This window comes from Salinicola sp. DM10, assembly GCF_017306975.2.
Lineage (GTDB): Bacteria > Pseudomonadota > Gammaproteobacteria > Pseudomonadales > Halomonadaceae > Salinicola.
The window spans coordinates 570,456-585,912 of sequence record NZ_JAFLEN020000001.1 but is presented as its reverse complement, the minus strand read 5'-3'; the positions used below and the strand labels follow the sequence as shown (position 1 = coordinate 585,912).

Genomic DNA, 15,457 nt, shown 5'->3' with positions numbered 1-15,457 from the left:
GCATGCGGGCAACAATAGTAGGCAGGCCGCGCGATGGGCGTCAATGTCGCGCATGCGCTCGCGTGCTACCCTACGCAGCGCTCTGGGCGGGTCTGGCAAGCGAGCTGTCGGGCTGGGGTTTTCCGCCCGACTGACTCTCGACTGCTGGCTCAAACGTGAAAAGGAGATCGCTGCGATGTTTACCGGGATCGTTCAGGATATGGGGACCGTGGTCGCCATCGAACCACGCGAGCAGTTGCACACCCATGTGGTGGCGATGTCACCGGCGCTGCGTGAAGGGCTGGCGCTGGGCGCGTCGGTGGCCCACAACGGCTGCTGCCTGTCGGTCACCGCGATCGACGGCGAGCACGTCAGTTTCGATCTGATGCGCGAGACCCTGCGTCTGACCAATCTCGGCGCGCTCAAGGTGGGGGATCGGGTCAACCTGGAGCGTGCCGCACGCTTCGGTGACGAGATCGGTGGCCATGCCATGTCCGGGCATATCATGGGCATGGCGCGGCTGACCGAGATCGACGAGGCGCCCAACAATCGGCGGCTGTGGTTCGCGCTGCCGGCGGGGCTCGAACGCTTCGTGTTCGACAAGGGCTATATCGGTATCGACGGCATCAGTCTGACCATCGGCGAGGTGCGCGGCGAGCGCTTCTGCGTCAATCTGATCCCGGAGACGCTGGCGCGTACCACCATCGGTGAGCGCCTGCCCGGCGATCTGGTCAATATCGAGATCGACCCGCAGACCCAGGCGATCGTCGAGACGGTGGAGCGCGTGCTGGCCGCTCGGGGCTAGTTTGGCCACCTTGCGTCCGTGTGGCGGCACATGGGTCGCGTCGCTGCGGCGGCTTGGGTAACATAAGCGCCTTTGTGCCTCGTCTTCTGGCGTGTGCTGTGGTCAGCGCCAGAATGTCAGTACGAGAACGTCAGCACTAGGGTTTGTACGAAAAGTCAGCGAGCGAAGGGAAGACAAGGCAAAAATCGGCGAAAACGCGGAGTTTACGGGGTGTAAATGAGCATTTTGAGCCGATTTTTAACGCCGTATTGCCGAGCGCAGGTAGTTTTCGTACAAAGCCTAGAGGGGCGGTGCCCGAGAGTCAGCCGAGCGGGTACCCTCACCAGGATGCGCCGATTCCGGCCAATGGAGTTTCTTTAGATGAGCAGTATCTACGGCGACTATATCAAGTCGGTCATCCGTACCGTGCCGGACTGGCCCCAGCCCGGCGTGAACTTTCGTGACATCACGCCGCTTCTGCAGAACAGCGCCGCCTTCCGCAAGCTGATCGACAGCTTCGTGCACCGCTATCAGGAACTCGAGGTCGATGCCATTGCCGCAGTCGACGCGCGCGGTTTCATCGTCGGGGCGCCGCTGGCCTACGAGCTGGGCTGCAGCTTCGTGCCGGTACGCAAGAAGGGCAAGCTGCCGTTCAAGACGATCAGCGAGACCTACTCACTGGAGTACGGTGAATCCACCGTCGAGCTGCACTCGGATGCCTTCCGCGAGCATGATCGTATCGTGATCATCGACGATCTGATCGCCACCGGCGGCACCATGCTGGCCGCGGCGTCGCTGATCACCCGCAGCGGTGGGCATATCGTCGAACTGGCGTCGATTCTCGATCTGCCCGAGCTTGGCGGTTCGGCCAAGATTCGCGAGGCGGGCTACAGCGTCTTCTCCGTGTGCAGCTTCAACGAAGACGAGTGATTCACGCCGCCGCCGATCACCGGCGGCGCCGCCATCATCGGGTGGAAAAAGAGCATGAGCGCCAATCGTTATCATCAGCTGTTCACGATCTCCTGGGATCAACTCCACCGGGACGTGCGCACGCTCTGCCACCATCTGGTCGAGCGTGACTTCAAGGGCATCGTCGCGATCACTCGTGGTGGGCTGATTCCCGCTGCCCTGATTGCGCGCGAGCTCAACGTGCGCCTGATCGACACGGTGTGCATCAAGAGCTACGACGAGCAGTCCCAGGGCGAACTCGACGTGATGAAAGGGGTCGAGCACGACGGCGAAGGCTGGCTATTGGTGGATGACCTGGTCGACACCGGCAAGACCGCGCGGGCGGTACGCGAGATGCTGCCCAAGGCGCATTTCGTCACGATCTATGCCAAGCCGGAAGGGCGGCCGCTGGTCGATCAGTATCTCACCGAGGTCGCGCAGGACTGCTGGATCCAGTTCCCCTGGGACCTGGGTCATGCCTACGTCGAGCCGCTGGTCGATCAGGTGCGCACGCCCAAGCCGTGAGCGCGGCGTTTGCCAGTGGCACTAGCTTCCACCGTTTTCCTTTAGGCTTTTCCTTACGCCTTCCATTAGCCCACGGAGACACCGGCATGCCTGCGAAAACGCCGCTGCCCGACAGCTGGAACGCCCAGTTGGGGGCGGAGTTCGACGCTGACTACATGCACCAGCTGCGCGCCTTTCTGGCGGCCGAAAAGGCGGCGCACAAGGTGATCTATCCGCATTCCTCGCACTGGTTTCGCGCCTTCGAGCTGACCCCGCTGTCGCAGGTCAAGGTGGTGATCCTGGGTCAGGACCCCTACCACGGTCCCAACCAGGCTCACGGCCTGTGCTTCTCGGTGCGTCCGGGCGTGCCCACGCCGCCGTCGCTGCAGAACATCTACAAGGAGCTGGCCCAGGACGTCGGCACCACGGCGGTTTCCCACGGCTTTCTCGAGCACTGGGCGCGCCAGGGCGTGCTGCTGCTCAACAGCGTTCTCACGGTGGAGCAGGGCAACGCCGGCTCCCACCGCAACCGTGGCTGGGAGCGCTTCACCGACCGTGCCATCCAGGTGGTCAACGAGCAGTGCGAGGGCGTGGTCTTCCTGCTCTGGGGCAGCTACGCCCAGAAGAAGGCCAGTTTCGTCGACCGCCAGCGCCATCTGGTGCTGCATTCGGTGCATCCGTCGCCGCTCTCCGCCCACCGCGGTTTCTTCGGTCAGCGCCACTTCTCCCAGGCCAATGCCTTCCTCGCCGCCCGCGGGCGCGACCCCATCGATTGGCAGCTGCCGACGACACCCGAGTGAGCGGCGGCGCTGGCTCAGGCCGGCGACGCGGATGATCCTCGCGGCGGACGCATGAGTTCGCGTCGCCGCGGGGTGGGCTTGTCGCGTACAATGGGTGGGTTTTTCAATGCTGACGAAGGCGCCTATTCATGAGTGTTCATCCCATCGCCCATCCGCTGGTTCAACATAAGCTCGGACTGATGCGGGCTGCCGATATCAGCACCAAGAGTTTTCGCGAACTGGCCTGCGAAGTGGCCAAGCTGCTGACCTACGAAGCGACCCAGAATCTGGAGCTGGAGCCGGCGACCATCGAGGGCTGGAACGGCGAGCCGATTGCGGTCGAGCAGATCAAGGGCAAGAAAGTCACCATCGTGCCCATTCTGCGCGCCGGTCTGGGCATGCTCGACGGCGTCACCGATCTCATTCCCAGTGCGCGCATCAGCGTGGTCGGTCTCTATCGCAATGAAGAGACCCTCGAGCCGGTGCCCTATTTCGAAAAGTTCGTGAGCGCCCTCGACGAACGTCTTGCGATCGTCATCGACCCCATGCTCGCCACCGGCGGCTCCATGGTAGCGACGCTGGACATGCTCAAGGCGCGTGGCTGCCAGCAGATCAAGGTGATCGTGCTGGTGGCGGCGCCGGAGGGTATCGAGCGCGTTCAACAGGCGCATCCCGAGGTCGAGATCTACACCGCGGCGGTCGACCAGAAGCTCGACGAGCACGGCTATATCGTGCCCGGGCTGGGTGACGCCGGCGACAAGATCTTCGGTACCCGGTGATCGCGACCGCCGAGATCACCGGCGTGGTGCTGGCCGGCGGTCGCGGACAGCGCATGGGCGGTGAGGACAAGGGTTGGGTGGAACTCGCCCAGCGCCCGCTGATCGAGCATGTGCTGGCGCGTCTGCGGCCGCAGGTCGGCGCACTGGTGATCAGTGCCAATCGCCATCTGTCACGCTACCGTGGCTTTGGCGTGCCGGTGGTCGAGGACGGCGTGCCCGATTTCCCCGGCCCGCTGGCCGGCGCGCACGCTGCCATGCGTGTCGCCACCACGCCCTGGCTGTTGCTGGCGCCGGTGGACACGCCCGAGTTGCCGCCCGATCTCTGCCGGCGGCTGGCTCAGGCGGCGGCGCAGGCCGATATCGTCGTGGTGCATGACGGTGAACGGCTGCAACCGTTGACGGCGCTGGTGCGTACCTCCCTCGAGGCGGATCTGGCACGCTGGCTGGAAAGCGGCGCGGGGCGGGTGCTCGACTTCTACCAGCGCCACCGCTGGTGCCAGGTCGACTTCACCGACCGCCGTGCCAGTTTTGCCAATCTCAATACGCCGCAGGAGCGCGAGCGCGCCGAACGCTCGCCCGGTGGTGACGGTGAGAGCGAGAGATGAGGGCGAGAGATGAGTGAGTCGCTAGCGGCCTGCGCCGGCGGGATTCCGCTGCTCGGCGTGGTGGCCTGGAGCGGTACCGGCAAGACCACGCTGCTCGAGGCGTTGCTACCGCGGCTGGCCGAGCATGGCTGGCCGGCGGCGGTGATCAAGCACGCCCACCACGCCTTCGACATCGATCAGCCCGGCAAGGATAGTCACCGCCTGCGCCAGGCCGGTGCGGCGCCCATGCTGGTGGCCTCCGGCAAGCGCTTTGCGCTGATGATGGAGACGCCGGGGCGCGACGAGCCGGACCTGCCCGCCCTGGTGCGCCAGGTGGCTGCCTTGCGTCCGGCGCTGATTCTGGTCGAGGGGTTCAAGCAGTGGCCGCTGCCCAAGCTCGAGCTCTATCGAGGCGAGCACGAGGAGTCGTTGCTGGCCAGTGATGACCCTTGGGTCGAGGCGGTGGCGCTCAAGCCGGCCAGTACCGTCGATGCGGCGCGTGAGCGCGTGCCGCCAGGGGTGGCGCTGCTCGATCTAGACGATCATGCGGCCATCCTGGCATGGATTCTGGCCTGGGCCGAGGCCCGCGCGCCGCGAGACGCCTCTTCGGGCTAACCGGCGTCCAAGGCGCGGGTTTCCGATCCGATCGCGAGGTGTGCTGCAAGGACCCTAGGCGCGGGCGTAACGCCGGGAAATTAACTATGCTGAGAGTTTCGGCGTAAGACTTTGAAAGCGAGGCGAATCCTGTCATGACCTTGACGCATCTCAACGCCCGTGGCGAGGCGCACATGGTCGACGTGGCCGATAAGCCGGAGAGCCGGCGAGAGGCGCGGGCGCGGGGCCGTATCCGTATGCAGCCGGCCACGCTGGCGCTGCTGACCGAGGGTGGCCTGCCCAAGGGCGACGTGCTGGCCACGGCGCGTATCGCCGGCATCCAGGCGGCCAAGCGCACGCATGAGCTGATTCCACTGTGCCACGCGCTGGCGCTATCGAAGGTGACGCTCGATTTCGAGCTCGACAGCACCCAGAACTGCGTCTGGGTCGAGGCGTTTTGCCGCCTCAATGGCCGCACCGGGGTCGAGATGGAGGCGCTCACTGCGGTATCGGTGGCGTGTCTGACGCTCTACGACATGTGCAAGGCGGTGGATAAGGCGATGATCATCGATAGCGTGCAGCTCGAGGAGAAGCGCGGCGGACGCTCCGGTGACTTCTCGCGCCAGGCGCAAGCGGCGGCCGATGCGCCACCGGCGCCGCTGGGAGAGCCCCCGGCGCACGGCGAGACGACGGCCGTGTCGGTGCGCTTCCTCGCCGAGTTGCGTGAGCGCCTGGGGGAAGAGCAGGCCGAGCTCGATCCGTCGCAGCTGGCGGCAGCCGACATCGCCGGGGTCAAGCGCGCGCTGATGGCGGCCGATCCGCGTTATGCGCTGCTCGCAGAAGGCCGGGTGCTGGCGGCGCGCAATCAGGTCATGGCCACCGACGCGACGCCGGTGGCGCCGGGGGACGAGATCGCCTTCTTTCCGCCGGTGACCGGCGGCTAGCGAGATGATCCAGGATGGCGAACAGCCCGGGGAGCAAGGTATGCAGATCGATATTCGCGTGCAGCAGGCAGCGTTCGATGCCGCCGCCATGCAGCAGCGCCTGACCGCCGGGCGCCGTGATATCGGCGCGCTGGTGAGCTTCACCGGTCTGGTTCGCGACATCAACGAGCGCCCCGATGTCGAAGCGCTGACCCTCGAACACTTCCCGGGCATGACCGAGCAGGCGCTCGAGTCTATCGCACGCGATGCCGGGGCGCGCTGGCCGCTCACGGGGGTCGGCGTGGTCCACCGGGTCGGTCGGCTGACGCCAGGGGATCCGATCGTGCTGGTGATGGTGACCAGCGCGCATCGGCGGGCGGCCTTCGAGGCCTGCGACTTCATCATGGATCGATTGAAGACGCGGGCGCCGTTTTGGAAGAAAGAGCACACGGCCAGTGGCGACTACTGGGTTTCTGAACGACAGAGCGACCATGACGATGCCGGTCGTTGGGAGCGAGCATGACAGCACTGATCGACGACTTCTCGCGCCGGGTACGCTACGTGCGCATCTCGGTCACCGATCGCTGCGATTTCCGCTGCGTCTACTGCATGAGCGAGGAGATGACCTTTTTGCCGCGGGCCCAGGTGCTCACCCTGGAGGAGCTCGAGCAGGTGGCGCGTGCGTTCACCGAGCTGGGCGTGGAGAAGATCCGCTTGACCGGCGGCGAGCCGCTGGTGCGTCAGGGTGTCGACGGCCTCGTCGAGCGGATCGGTGGCTTGCCGGGCCTGCGCGAACTGGCCATGACCACCAACGGGGCCAGCCTGCGCAAGCACGCCGTGGCGCTCAAGCGCGGCGGCCTGTCGCGGCTCAACATCAGCCTCGACTCTCTCGATCCCGAGCGTTTTCGTCGTCTCACCCGTACCGGCGATCTGGCCAAGGTGATCGACGGTATTCACGCCGCTCAGGATGCCGGCTTCGAGCGTATCAAGCTCAACGCGGTGGTTCTCAAGGGGCGTAACGACGACGAGATTCTCGACCTGGTCGACTTCGCCAGGGCGGAAGGGTTGGATATCAGCTTTATCGAAGAGATGCCGCTGGGGGATGTCTCCGATCACTCGCGCGGTGAGACCTTTTATTCCAGCGACGCTGTCCAGGCGCGGATCGAAACCCGGCATGCGCTGCTGCCTTCTGCCGAATCTTCGCTCGGTCCCTCGCGCTATTTTCGCATGCACGACAGCGACAGCCGAATCGGTTTCATCTCGCCCCATAGCCACAACTTCTGCAGCACCTGTAATCGTGTTCGGGTCACCGTGGAGGGGCGCTTGTTGCTCTGTCTGGGCAACGAGCACTCGGTCGATTTGCGCCACACGCTGCGCCGCTATCCCGGTGAACTCGAACCGTTGAAGGAGCAGATCGTGGCGGCCATGGCGCTCAAGCCGGAGCGACATCACTTCACTACCGATGGCGATGTGCAGGTCGTGAGGTTCATGAATATGACGGGTGGCTAATCGACTTCGCCACCCGGCACGAGTGTCGCCGATTATTAAAAGGTCTGCACTTTGTGCCGGCCTTTTTTTGATTTAAATCCTTGCCAAACTATGCCTCGGGAATATACTTTCTGAAAATGATTCGGCGCAAAGCCGGTAATGCGCATGGTAAGGAGGGACGATGTCCACGGAATCTTTGGAACGTATCGCGCGCAATAAAAATGTGGCGCGCGCCGCTGCTCGCCAGTTGAGCATGGAGCAACTGCACAAGTTGTCCGAAGTCATCAATGAAGTGATCGAGCAAAAACAGCATGAAGATCACCAGCGCCAGCAAGAAGAAGCCGACAAGCAGCGCAAGCTTGCCGAGATTCGTGAAGCGATGAACGATGCCGGGTTGTCGATGGACGACCTGGTCGGCGAACAGCCGCGCAAGCGGCGTGGACGTCCGCCCAAGAACGCCAGCAAAGCCTGATCGCTGGCCGGGACGATATCAGCCGATGCGAGCGGATGAAGTGAGAAGCTGGCGGGTGCGAGTAGCGAGGAGCTGTGGCGCGTTCGGGGCGATATCGAAAGGGCTTTGGCGCCCGGCGCCGCGCCCCTTGGTATACTGCTAGCGTTTGGATTCCGCAGGCAAAAGCCGTCGATTCAGCATCACGCCACCGCACATTGCCATGCCGGGGCGACAAGCTCCTTTCCGCCATCGCAGTAGCTTTCTTGTCCAGCCGAAACGCGCCGAGCTTGTGCCCGGCGCGTTTTTCGTGCGCCCAGGTGAACGCCTGAACGCCTGGAGAGAGCGGGTATTCAGCCGGAGGCCGTGCGCACCTCGTGTTCGGGCTGCGGATCCGCCGGCATCAGCTGCAGATGCAGCTCCGGCAGTTTGGCCAGATGTGCCTTCAGCCACTCGCTGAGCGGCGCGAACAGCTGCTGACGCAGCTGCAGCAGGGACTCCGCCGGGATGGCGTCGATGCGCTGATCGAGCCAGTCCGCCAGGGCCTCCTCGTCTAGGTCGAGTGCGCTCTCGCTGTCCCACAGTAGCCTGCCGATGCGCGTCCAGCCGGTTTCGGTCGGCAGCAGCGTGAGTGCGATCGACAGCGAGCTGGCAGCGCGGCGCGGCGTACTGGCTGCGCCGGGCCGGCCGGCGCGGGTGCGCGGCGAGAGCAGCGTCGGCTGCAGATGGAAGTGGCGGCGGGGGCTCAGCGTGCCGTTCTCCAGTGCCAGCAGGTCGCCGTTGACGACCCGCTCCGGCACCGCGATGCCGAGGGTTTCGGCGAGTTCGCGGTGGGCCTCCTGGTGCGTCAGCTCGCCGTGCACCGGCAGCAGCAGGCGTGGCTTGAGCCAGCCGTAGAGCTGGCGCAGCTCGTCCCGCGCGGGATGCCCCGAGGCGTGCAGCGCAGGGTCCGAGTGCTCGTCGTGGATATGCACGTCGAGGCGCTTGAAGCCGTTCTTGAGGCGCTCGATAGGGCGCTCGTTGCCGGGGATGGCGCGCGCCGAGAAGATGACGTGATCGCCCGCTTCCAGATCCAGCAGCGGATGGCGTCCCTGGGCCAGTCGCGACAAGGCCGAGCGTGGCTCCCCCTGGCTGCCGGTGGCGATGATCAAGATCTCTTCCGGTGGCAGATAGCCGAGATCGTAGGTCGGCACCTGGGGCGGAAAGTCCTCGAGATAGCCGAGCTGGCGGGCGATGGCGACCATGCGCTCCATCGAGCGACCCAGCAGCGCCACGCGGCGCCCGCAGCGCGCGGCGATCTGCCCCAGCGACTGGATGCGCGCGAGGTTGCTGGCAAAGCAGCTGACCGCGACTCGTCCACGGCACTCGCGGATCACCGCCTCGAGCGCGGCGCCAGCTTCCGACTCGCTGCGCGAGTGGCCTTCGACGTCGGCATTGGTCGAGTCGGCCACCACCAGATCCAGCGGCGCCAGGCGCTCGAACGGGCGCGAGTCGATCGGCGGGCCAATCAGCGGCGCCGGATCGAGCTTCCAGTCGCCAGTGTGCAGTACGCGTGCGCCGGGCGTCTCGATCGCCAGCGCGCAGCTCTCGGGAATGGAGTGGGTGACCGCCACGAAGCCGATCTTGAAGGGGGACTGCTCGACGCTGCTGCCGGGCGTCACCGGACGCAGCGCATCAGTGCGCAGACCGCGTTCGAGGAACTTGGCACGCAGCATCTCGATCGCCAGCGGCGTGGCATAGACCGGGCAGCCCCAGTGGGGCCAGATCCAGGCCAGGGCGCCGATATGGTCTTCATGGCCGTGGGTGATGAACACCGCCTCGGGAATCATGCCCTCTGCCGCCAGGTGGGCCACGTCGGGAATCTGCAGCGGGGCGTCGGGCAGATCCTGGCGGATCATCATGCCGCAGTCGACCGCGATCCAGTGATCGTCGTAGCCGTAGAGCGAAAGGTTCATGCCGATTTCACCGCAGCCGCCCAACGGATGAAATAACAGGGGCGGATAGGTACGGGGGCGGATCTGCGCGCGCGGACGAAACATCGGCTTCCTTAACGGGAAAAGTCTCGTCTCACTATAAGGCATCGTTCTCGGCCCGCTCAAACCGGGATCGGCGCGCGTAAAGGCGAGCGCCGCAGCCACGGCGAATCGGGTACAATATTGCCGCCCCGAGCGCGGCGGGTGTCGTGCCGCCGCTACCGAGGCAGGTTGCGTCGTCGCGTCCTCTCGGTGCGCGGCGACTTTTCGTTTCATCGACCCTGTCAGCGTGAGTTATGCCGCACAATTATCGTTTGATCGTCTCCTGCCCCGACCGGGTCGGGATCGTGTCCCGCGTCTCGGGCTTCATCGCCGCCCAGGGGGGCTCCATTATCGAGGCCAACCAGCACTCCGACCTGGATAACGGGCGCTTTTTCATGCGTTACGACATTCAATCGGAGGCGCTGGGCGCCGCGGCCTTCCGGGCCGAGTTCGAGACCATCGCCCGTGAGTTCGCGATGGATTGGCGGCTGAGCGACGCCAGCCGGCGTCAGCGCGTGGTGCTGATGGTCTCGCGTGAGTCGCACTGTCTGGTCGACCTGCTCTACCGCTGGTCGGCGGGGGAGCTCGATTGCGATATTCCCTGCGTGATCTCCAACCACGACGATCTGCGCGCCCTCGTCGAGTGGCACGGCATCGACTTCCATCGGGTGAGCGTCGACCCCGCCGACAAGGCGCCCGCGTTCGCCGAGGTCGAGCGGCTGATCGATGCGGCCGAGGCCGACAGCGTGGTGCTGGCACGTTACATGCAGATCCTGCCGCCGGCGCTGTGCGAGCGCTACGCCGGACGCATCATCAATATCCACCACAGCTTTCTACCGTCCTTCGCCGGCGCCAAGCCTTACCACCAGGCGTTCGAGCGCGGGGTCAAGCTGATCGGTGCGACCTGCCACTACGTCACCCAGGAGCTGGACGCGGGGCCGATCATCGAGCAGGACATTCAGCGGGTGTCGCACTGCCATACGCCCCAGGATCTGGTTCGGCTGGGGCGTGACGTGGAGAAGGCGGTGCTCGCCCGTGGCCTGCGCTGGCACCTGCAGGACCGCGTGCTGATCCACGGCAACAAGACCGTCGTCTTCTCCTGAGCCCATGGACGGCGTTTTCTCCTGTGCCCATGGCGGGCGTCGCGTCTGCGGCGTCAGGCCGGCCGCTCGCCGTCGAACAGGCTGAGCTGGCGCTGTTCGGCCTCCGGCGCCAGACGCACGCCGACGCCGAGCAGGCGCACCGGGCGTTCGCCGCGTTGCCAGGCGCTCTCCAGCAGCTCATGGAAGCGGGCGTGGATCACGCCGCGGGCGCCGGTCTCCTGAGTGGTGCTGGTGAAGTCGTGAAAGCGCACCTTGACGAACTGCTTGCCGATATCGGGGTTGCCGTGGCGGGCCAAGCGTTCGTCGAGACGCGCGATCAGCGGTGCCAGTGCCTGGTGGCACTGGGCGAGGTCCGGCAGGTCGCTGTCGTAGGTGGTTTCGACGCTGACCGACTTGCGCTCGCGGGTGACGTTGACCGGGCGGTCGTCGATGCCGTGGGCCAGCTCGTGCAGGCGCTGGCCGAACTTGCCGAAGGCGTCGATCAGCTGCTCCAGCGGCCGCGCGCGCAGTTCGGCGCAGGTGGCGATGCCGAGTCCCGCCAGCTTGGCGGCGGTGGCAGGGCCGACCCCATGCAGCTTGTCGACCGCCAGACCCTCGATGAAGCTCGCCATCTGTGCGGGCGGAATCACGAACAGGCCGTCCGGTTTGTCCCAGTCGCTGGCGATCTTGGCCAGAAACTTGTTGGGTGCCACGCCCACCGAGACCACGATGCCGGTACGCGCGAGCACCTCCTGCTTGAGCCAGTGCGCCATCCAGGTCGCACTCCCCTGGAAACGGGTGACCTCGCTGACGTCGAGATAGGCTTCGTCGAGGGAGAGCGGCTCCACCAGCGGAGTCAGCTCGTGGAATACCGCTTGAATGTCATGCGAGACGCGGCGGTAGCGATCGAAGTCAGGCTTGAGCAGTTTGAGCTCGGGGCATAGACGCAGGGCGCGTGCGGTGGGCATCGCCGAATGGATGCCGTAGCGCCGCGCCGGATAGTTGCAGGTGGCGATGACCCCGCGCTTGTCGGCACTGCCGCCGATCGCCAGCGGCAGGTCGCGCAGCCCGGGGTCGTCGCGCATTTCCACCGCGGCGTAGAAGCAGTCGCAGTCCGCGTGGAGGATCTTGCGCATGGCCGCTGGCGGCTACTGCAGGCCCAGGCCGTTGCCGCCGCGGATGATGCCCACGCCGAGACCCTCGATATCCAGCTGCTGATGCTCCAGATCGACCTCGATGGGGGCGAAGTCGGCGTTCTCCGCCAGCAGGGTGACGCGACGCCCGTGCCGCTGGAAGCGCTTGACCGTGACCTCGTCGTCGAGCCGGGCGACCACGATCTGGCCGTCGCGCACTTCCTGGGTGCGATGCACGGCGAGCAGGTCGCCATCGAGGATGCCGATGTCTTTCATCGACAGCCCACGCACACGCAGCAGGTAGTCGGCCCTGGGGGCGAAGTAGTCCGGCGGCAGTGGGCAGTAGCGGTCGATGTGCTCGGCGGCGAGGATCGGGCTGCCGGCGGCGACGTTACCCACGATCGGCAGGCCGGTTTCGGCGGGCTCCAGAGGTTCCGGAGTGCTCGCCGCAGCGGGCAGGCGGATCCCGCGGGAGGTGCCCGGGATCATGCGGATCACACCCTTGCGATCGAGCGCACGCAGATGCTCTTCGGCGGCATTGGGAGAGCGGAATCCCAGCGCCTTGGCGATCTCGGCGCGGGTGGGCGGATAGCCGAACTCGGTCATCGTCTTGACGATGAAATCGTAGACGTTCTGCTGCCGGGCGGTGAGCGGTCTCGACATTGGGCGTCTCCCCGAGGCCTGTCAGGGCTTGGTCATGTATACAGTCTGGAATTGTATCCAGTCATGCGGGGCAGGGAAAGGGGGGGAGGGAAAGGGAAAAGGGTGGGCAAGGAAAGCAGAGCGGCAGGGCGCCTTCGACGTTTGCCGCGATTGTGTCGTTGCGTCGGGAGTGGTTAGATTCGAGAGCGTTTAAAACAGGCGTTTTTTAGCTGATTCGACAGGCGTCGGCCGGTGGATGGAATGTCAGCCAACCGCGGCCGATGGCGACAGGAAAGAGGTAGTCCATGGCCCAGTCCGACACCGTGACCCGCATTCTCGACACCGCCGAGGTGCTGTTTGCCGAGAAGGGGTTCGCCGAGACGTCGCTGCGCAACATCACCACCCGGGCCAAGGTCAATCTGGCGGCGGTCAATTACCATTTCGGTTCCAAAAAGGCGCTGATCCAGGCGGTCTTCGCGCGTTATCTTGACCCTTTCTCCGAGCGCCTCAATCTTGCGCTCGATGGGCTCGAGCGCCACTACGGTGGGCAGACCATCCCGCTCGAGGTGCTGCTCGAGCGCCTTGCCGAGAGCGTGCTCGAGGTCCCGGCGGAGCGTCACAGTCTCAAGATCTTCATGAAGCTTCTGGGGCTCGCCTATACCCAGGCCCAGGGGCATCTGCGGCGCTACATTCAGGCGCACTACGGCGAAACCTTTCACCGCTTCGTCGCCTGCCTGCGTCTGGCCACGCCAGGGTTGCCGGAGGCGGAGCGCTTCTGGCGCCTCCACTTCATGCTCGGGACCGTGGTATTCACGCTCTCCGGACTGGATGCGCTGCGTGATATCGCCGACACCGAGTATCACGAGCATGTCACCGTGCGCGACCTGATCCGGCGCCTCAAGCCGGTGGTGGCGGCCGCCATGCTGGCACCGCTGGAGCCGGCGGAGACCGCAGTGAGCTGATGCGGCGGCGCCGACCTCTGTCATGACGCTGGCGGGTCGTCTAGAATCGGGCGCTTCACGGTTTCAGGTAACGGCTATGACACAACCGCTGGGTCCGGTAATGCTGGACGTCGAGGGCACTCGACTGCGTGAGGAAGAGCGGCGGCTGCTGTCGCGCCCCGAGGTCGGGGGCGTCATTCTGTTTGCGCGCAACACCCCGGATGCGGGAACCACCCAGACGCTGATCGGCGAGATTCGCGCCTGCCGGCCGGACCTGCTGGTGGCCATCGACCAGGAGGGCGGGCGCGTGCAGCGGCTCAAGCAGGGTGTGACCCGACTGCCGTCGATGGCGACCCTGGGGCGGCAGTTCGCCGAGTCGCCGGAAGCCGCGCTGGCCCTGGCCCTGGATACCGGTTGGCTGCTGGGCATGGAGATGGCCGCGTGCGGTTTCGACCTGACCTTCGCCCCGGTGCTCGACCTCGACGACGACCAGTCGCCGGCGATCGGCTCGCGCAGCTTCTCGCCCGACCCGGAGGTGGTCGTGGCGTTGGCCGGTGCTTTCATCGATGGCCTGCACGATGCCGGCATGGTCGCCATCGGCAAGCACTTTCCCGGCCATGGCGGTGCGCGGCAGGATTCCCACCACGCGGTGGCCCGTGACCCACGCTCGCTGGAGGCGCTGCGCGCGCACGATCTGGTGCCTTTCGCGCGGCTGGCGAGCAAGCTCGACGCGGTGATGCCGGCCCATGTGATCTTTCCCGCCTTCGACGAGCGCCCCGCGGGCTTCTCGCCCAGCTGGCTGGGGCTGCTGCGCGAAGAGCTCGGCTTCAAGGGCGCGATCTTCTCCGACGACGTGACCATGGCGGCGGCCCACGCTGCCGGATCACCGGCGGCGCGCGCCGAGGCGGCCTGGGCCGCCGGCTGCGATATGGCGGTGATCTGCAATGACCCCGCGGCGGCGCGGGAGGTGGTGGATGCGTGTAGCGGACGCCAGGCGCCGCGGATCGCCAAGCTGCGTTACGCCCGCGCCCGGCCGAGCCTCGAGTCGCTGGCGGTGATCTCGCGCTGGCGGCGTACCCACGCCCGTTTGGAAGCCCTCAACGAGGCGGAGTGATCCGCCCTCTGTCCCCAGGCGGCGCCGGCTCTGCCGGTTGCCGCCGACTGCTATTGATACGGAATACGATGACTCAATCTACGCTCCCCGACGCGCTGAACTCGATGCAGGAGGTCATGGACAACGCCGACTGTCTGATCGACCAGGCCCAGGTAGAGCAGGCCCTCGACCGGATGGCCGCGGCGATCACCCGCGATCTCGGCGACAAGCTGCCGGTGTTCTACTGCGTGATGAACGGCGGCCTTATCACCACCGGGCACCTGTTGACCCGGCTCGGGTTCCCGCTCGAGGTCGACTATCTCCATGCCACGCGCTATCGCGGCGGGCTCCGCGGCGGTGAGCTGTTCTGGCGGGTCTCTCCGGAAATCCCCATGGCCGGGCGCCATGTGGTGATCGTCGACGACATTCTCGACGAGGGGGCGACCCTGGCAGCGATTCTCGACTACTGCCGTGAGGCGGGCGCGGCGAGCCTCTCCACCGCGGTGCTGGTCGACAAGCAGCACGACCGCAAGGCCTCCCCGGATCTCAAGGCGACCTACTGCGGTCTGGAAGTGGTCGATCGCTACGTGTTCGGCTTCGGCATGGACTACAAGGGCTACTGGCGCAACGCCCCCGGCATCTTCGCGCCCAAGAACCTGTAAGCCTGGAGGCAGTGCGTCCGCCGCTGAGGCTTTCCATCGCGGCCCGCCGCCTCTCCCGCCGGTGTCCCGCGCTCTGCTC

Annotated in this window: 18 protein-coding genes; 15 read left to right on the top strand and 3 right to left on the bottom strand. The window is 65.8% G+C overall.

The genetic code is table 11. From position 1 onward, the window contains the following. Positions 1 to 175: 175 nt before the first annotated feature. The 11 genes from J0A90_RS02715 (at position 176) to J0A90_RS02665 (ending at position 7,834) form a co-directional block, all read left to right on the top strand. Complete coding sequence (locus tag J0A90_RS02715; RefSeq protein WP_207035970.1) at positions 176 to 784, top strand: riboflavin synthase subunit alpha; 609 nt, start codon at positions 176 to 178, stop codon at positions 782 to 784. A gap of 360 nt (positions 785 to 1,144) precedes the next feature. Next, the gene (locus J0A90_RS02710) at positions 1,145 to 1,693 is read left to right on the top strand and encodes an adenine phosphoribosyltransferase (protein WP_035471617.1); all 549 of its coding nucleotides are present in this window, start codon (positions 1,145 to 1,147) and stop codon (positions 1,691 to 1,693) included. A 54-nt stretch (positions 1,694 to 1,747) separates the two neighbouring features. Further along, positions 1,748 to 2,236: a xanthine phosphoribosyltransferase gene (gpt, locus tag J0A90_RS02705; protein WP_207035968.1), complete on the top strand. Its 489-nt coding sequence runs from the start codon at positions 1,748 to 1,750 to the stop codon at positions 2,234 to 2,236. An 86-nt stretch (positions 2,237 to 2,322) separates the two neighbouring features. Further along, on the top strand, positions 2,323 to 3,015 hold the full coding sequence (gene ung / locus J0A90_RS02700) for a uracil-DNA glycosylase (protein WP_233076439.1): 693 nt from the start codon (positions 2,323 to 2,325) through the stop codon (positions 3,013 to 3,015). 128 nt (positions 3,016 to 3,143) lie between these two features. Next, complete coding sequence (gene upp, locus J0A90_RS02695; RefSeq protein WP_035471623.1) at positions 3,144 to 3,773, top strand: uracil phosphoribosyltransferase; 630 nt, start codon at positions 3,144 to 3,146, stop codon at positions 3,771 to 3,773. After that, positions 3,770 to 4,378 (top strand): molybdenum cofactor guanylyltransferase MobA, encoded by a 609-nt coding sequence (gene mobA, locus J0A90_RS02690; RefSeq protein WP_207035966.1) that lies wholly within the window; start codon positions 3,770 to 3,772, stop codon positions 4,376 to 4,378. Before upp ends, mobA begins: the two co-directional genes overlap by 4 nt. A gap of 9 nt (positions 4,379 to 4,387) precedes the next feature. After that, the gene (mobB, locus tag J0A90_RS02685; protein WP_207035963.1) at positions 4,388 to 4,972 is read left to right on the top strand and encodes a molybdopterin-guanine dinucleotide biosynthesis protein B; all 585 of its coding nucleotides are present in this window, start codon (positions 4,388 to 4,390) and stop codon (positions 4,970 to 4,972) included. Positions 4,973 to 5,106: 134 nt separating this feature from the next. After that, positions 5,107 to 5,895, top strand: coding sequence for a cyclic pyranopterin monophosphate synthase MoaC (moaC, locus tag J0A90_RS02680; protein ID WP_207035961.1), 789 nt, complete (start codon positions 5,107 to 5,109; stop codon positions 5,893 to 5,895). Between the two features lie 40 nt (positions 5,896 to 5,935). Further along, a complete protein-coding gene (moaE, locus tag J0A90_RS02675; RefSeq protein ID WP_207035958.1) occupies positions 5,936 to 6,397 on the top strand; it encodes a molybdopterin synthase catalytic subunit MoaE in 462 nt (153 codons plus the stop codon). Continuing rightward, complete coding sequence (moaA, locus tag J0A90_RS02670; protein WP_207035956.1) at positions 6,394 to 7,383, top strand: GTP 3',8-cyclase MoaA; 990 nt, start codon at positions 6,394 to 6,396, stop codon at positions 7,381 to 7,383. The genes moaE and moaA overlap by 4 nt, the downstream gene beginning before the upstream one ends. A 160-nt stretch (positions 7,384 to 7,543) precedes the next feature. Continuing rightward, positions 7,544 to 7,834, top strand: a complete 291-nt coding sequence (locus J0A90_RS02665; RefSeq protein WP_207035954.1) for an H-NS family nucleoid-associated regulatory protein — start codon at positions 7,544 to 7,546, stop codon at positions 7,832 to 7,834. A 329-nt stretch (positions 7,835 to 8,163) separates the two neighbouring features. Here the strand turns inward: J0A90_RS02665 and J0A90_RS02660 are convergent, their stop codons facing one another. Then, on the bottom strand, positions 8,164 to 9,765 hold the full coding sequence (locus J0A90_RS02660) for a ribonuclease J (protein WP_207035952.1): 1,602 nt from the start codon (positions 9,763 to 9,765) through the stop codon (positions 8,164 to 8,166). A gap of 314 nt (positions 9,766 to 10,079) precedes the next feature. On the opposite strand from J0A90_RS02660, the gene purU reads away from it, so the two are divergent. Next, entirely contained in the window at positions 10,080 to 10,928 is an 849-nt protein-coding gene (gene purU / locus J0A90_RS02655) for a formyltetrahydrofolate deformylase (RefSeq protein WP_207035951.1), read from the top strand. A gap of 53 nt (positions 10,929 to 10,981) precedes the next feature. Here the strand turns inward: purU and dinB are convergent, their stop codons facing one another. Further along, complete coding sequence (gene dinB, locus J0A90_RS02650) at positions 10,982 to 12,043, bottom strand: DNA polymerase IV (RefSeq protein ID WP_207035947.1); 1,062 nt, start codon at positions 12,041 to 12,043, stop codon at positions 10,982 to 10,984. Between the two features lie 12 nt (positions 12,044 to 12,055). Next, positions 12,056 to 12,703 carry a transcriptional repressor LexA gene (gene lexA / locus J0A90_RS02645; RefSeq protein WP_207035945.1) on the bottom strand — a complete coding sequence of 216 codons (648 nt, stop codon included), beginning with the start codon at positions 12,701 to 12,703 and terminating at the stop codon, positions 12,056 to 12,058. A gap of 284 nt (positions 12,704 to 12,987) precedes the next feature. Here lexA and J0A90_RS02640 point away from each other — a divergent pair, with 284 nt between their 5' ends. The 3 genes from J0A90_RS02640 (at position 12,988) to J0A90_RS02630 (ending at position 15,378) form a co-directional block, all read left to right on the top strand. Next, positions 12,988 to 13,644 carry a TetR/AcrR family transcriptional regulator gene (locus J0A90_RS02640; protein WP_207035942.1) on the top strand — a complete coding sequence of 219 codons (657 nt, stop codon included), beginning with the start codon at positions 12,988 to 12,990 and terminating at the stop codon, positions 13,642 to 13,644. A gap of 76 nt (positions 13,645 to 13,720) precedes the next feature. Next, positions 13,721 to 14,737, top strand: a complete 1,017-nt coding sequence (gene nagZ / locus J0A90_RS02635; RefSeq protein ID WP_207035940.1) for a beta-N-acetylhexosaminidase — start codon at positions 13,721 to 13,723, stop codon at positions 14,735 to 14,737. A 68-nt stretch (positions 14,738 to 14,805) separates the two neighbouring features. Beyond that, positions 14,806 to 15,378, top strand: a complete 573-nt coding sequence (locus tag J0A90_RS02630) for a hypoxanthine-guanine phosphoribosyltransferase (RefSeq protein WP_233076436.1) — start codon at positions 14,806 to 14,808, stop codon at positions 15,376 to 15,378. Positions 15,379 to 15,457: the final 79 nt, after the last annotated feature.

What these genes read in the sequence shown, in the direction of transcription:
- J0A90_RS02715 (WP_207035970.1), top strand. Translation starts at nt 176, where the DNA reads ATGTTTACCGGGATCGTTCAGGATATGGGGACCGTGGTCGCCATCGAA.
- J0A90_RS02710 (WP_035471617.1), top strand. Translation starts at nt 1,145, where the DNA reads ATGAGCAGTATCTACGGCGACTATATCAAGTCGGTCATCCGTACCGTG.
- gpt (WP_207035968.1), top strand. Translation starts at nt 1,748, where the DNA reads ATGAGCGCCAATCGTTATCATCAGCTGTTCACGATCTCCTGGGATCAA.
- ung (WP_233076439.1), top strand. Translation starts at nt 2,323, where the DNA reads ATGCCTGCGAAAACGCCGCTGCCCGACAGCTGGAACGCCCAGTTGGGG.
- upp (WP_035471623.1), top strand. Translation starts at nt 3,144, where the DNA reads ATGAGTGTTCATCCCATCGCCCATCCGCTGGTTCAACATAAGCTCGGA.
- mobB (WP_207035963.1), top strand. Translation starts at nt 4,388, where the DNA reads ATGAGTGAGTCGCTAGCGGCCTGCGCCGGCGGGATTCCGCTGCTCGGC.
- moaC (WP_207035961.1), top strand. Translation starts at nt 5,107, where the DNA reads ATGACCTTGACGCATCTCAACGCCCGTGGCGAGGCGCACATGGTCGAC.
- moaE (WP_207035958.1), top strand. Translation starts at nt 5,936, where the DNA reads ATGCAGATCGATATTCGCGTGCAGCAGGCAGCGTTCGATGCCGCCGCC.
- moaA (WP_207035956.1), top strand. Translation starts at nt 6,394, where the DNA reads ATGACAGCACTGATCGACGACTTCTCGCGCCGGGTACGCTACGTGCGC.
- J0A90_RS02665 (WP_207035954.1), top strand. Translation starts at nt 7,544, where the DNA reads ATGTCCACGGAATCTTTGGAACGTATCGCGCGCAATAAAAATGTGGCG.
- J0A90_RS02660 (WP_207035952.1), bottom strand. Translation starts at nt 9,765, where the DNA reads ATGAACCTTTCGCTCTACGGCTACGACGATCACTGGATCGCGGTCGAC.
- purU (WP_207035951.1), top strand. Translation starts at nt 10,080, where the DNA reads ATGCCGCACAATTATCGTTTGATCGTCTCCTGCCCCGACCGGGTCGGG.
- dinB (WP_207035947.1), bottom strand. Translation starts at nt 12,043, where the DNA reads ATGCGCAAGATCCTCCACGCGGACTGCGACTGCTTCTACGCCGCGGTG.
- lexA (WP_207035945.1), bottom strand. Translation starts at nt 12,703, where the DNA reads ATGTCGAGACCGCTCACCGCCCGGCAGCAGAACGTCTACGATTTCATC.
- J0A90_RS02640 (WP_207035942.1), top strand. Translation starts at nt 12,988, where the DNA reads ATGGCCCAGTCCGACACCGTGACCCGCATTCTCGACACCGCCGAGGTG.
- nagZ (WP_207035940.1), top strand. Translation starts at nt 13,721, where the DNA reads ATGACACAACCGCTGGGTCCGGTAATGCTGGACGTCGAGGGCACTCGA.
- J0A90_RS02630 (WP_233076436.1), top strand. Translation starts at nt 14,806, where the DNA reads ATGACTCAATCTACGCTCCCCGACGCGCTGAACTCGATGCAGGAGGTC.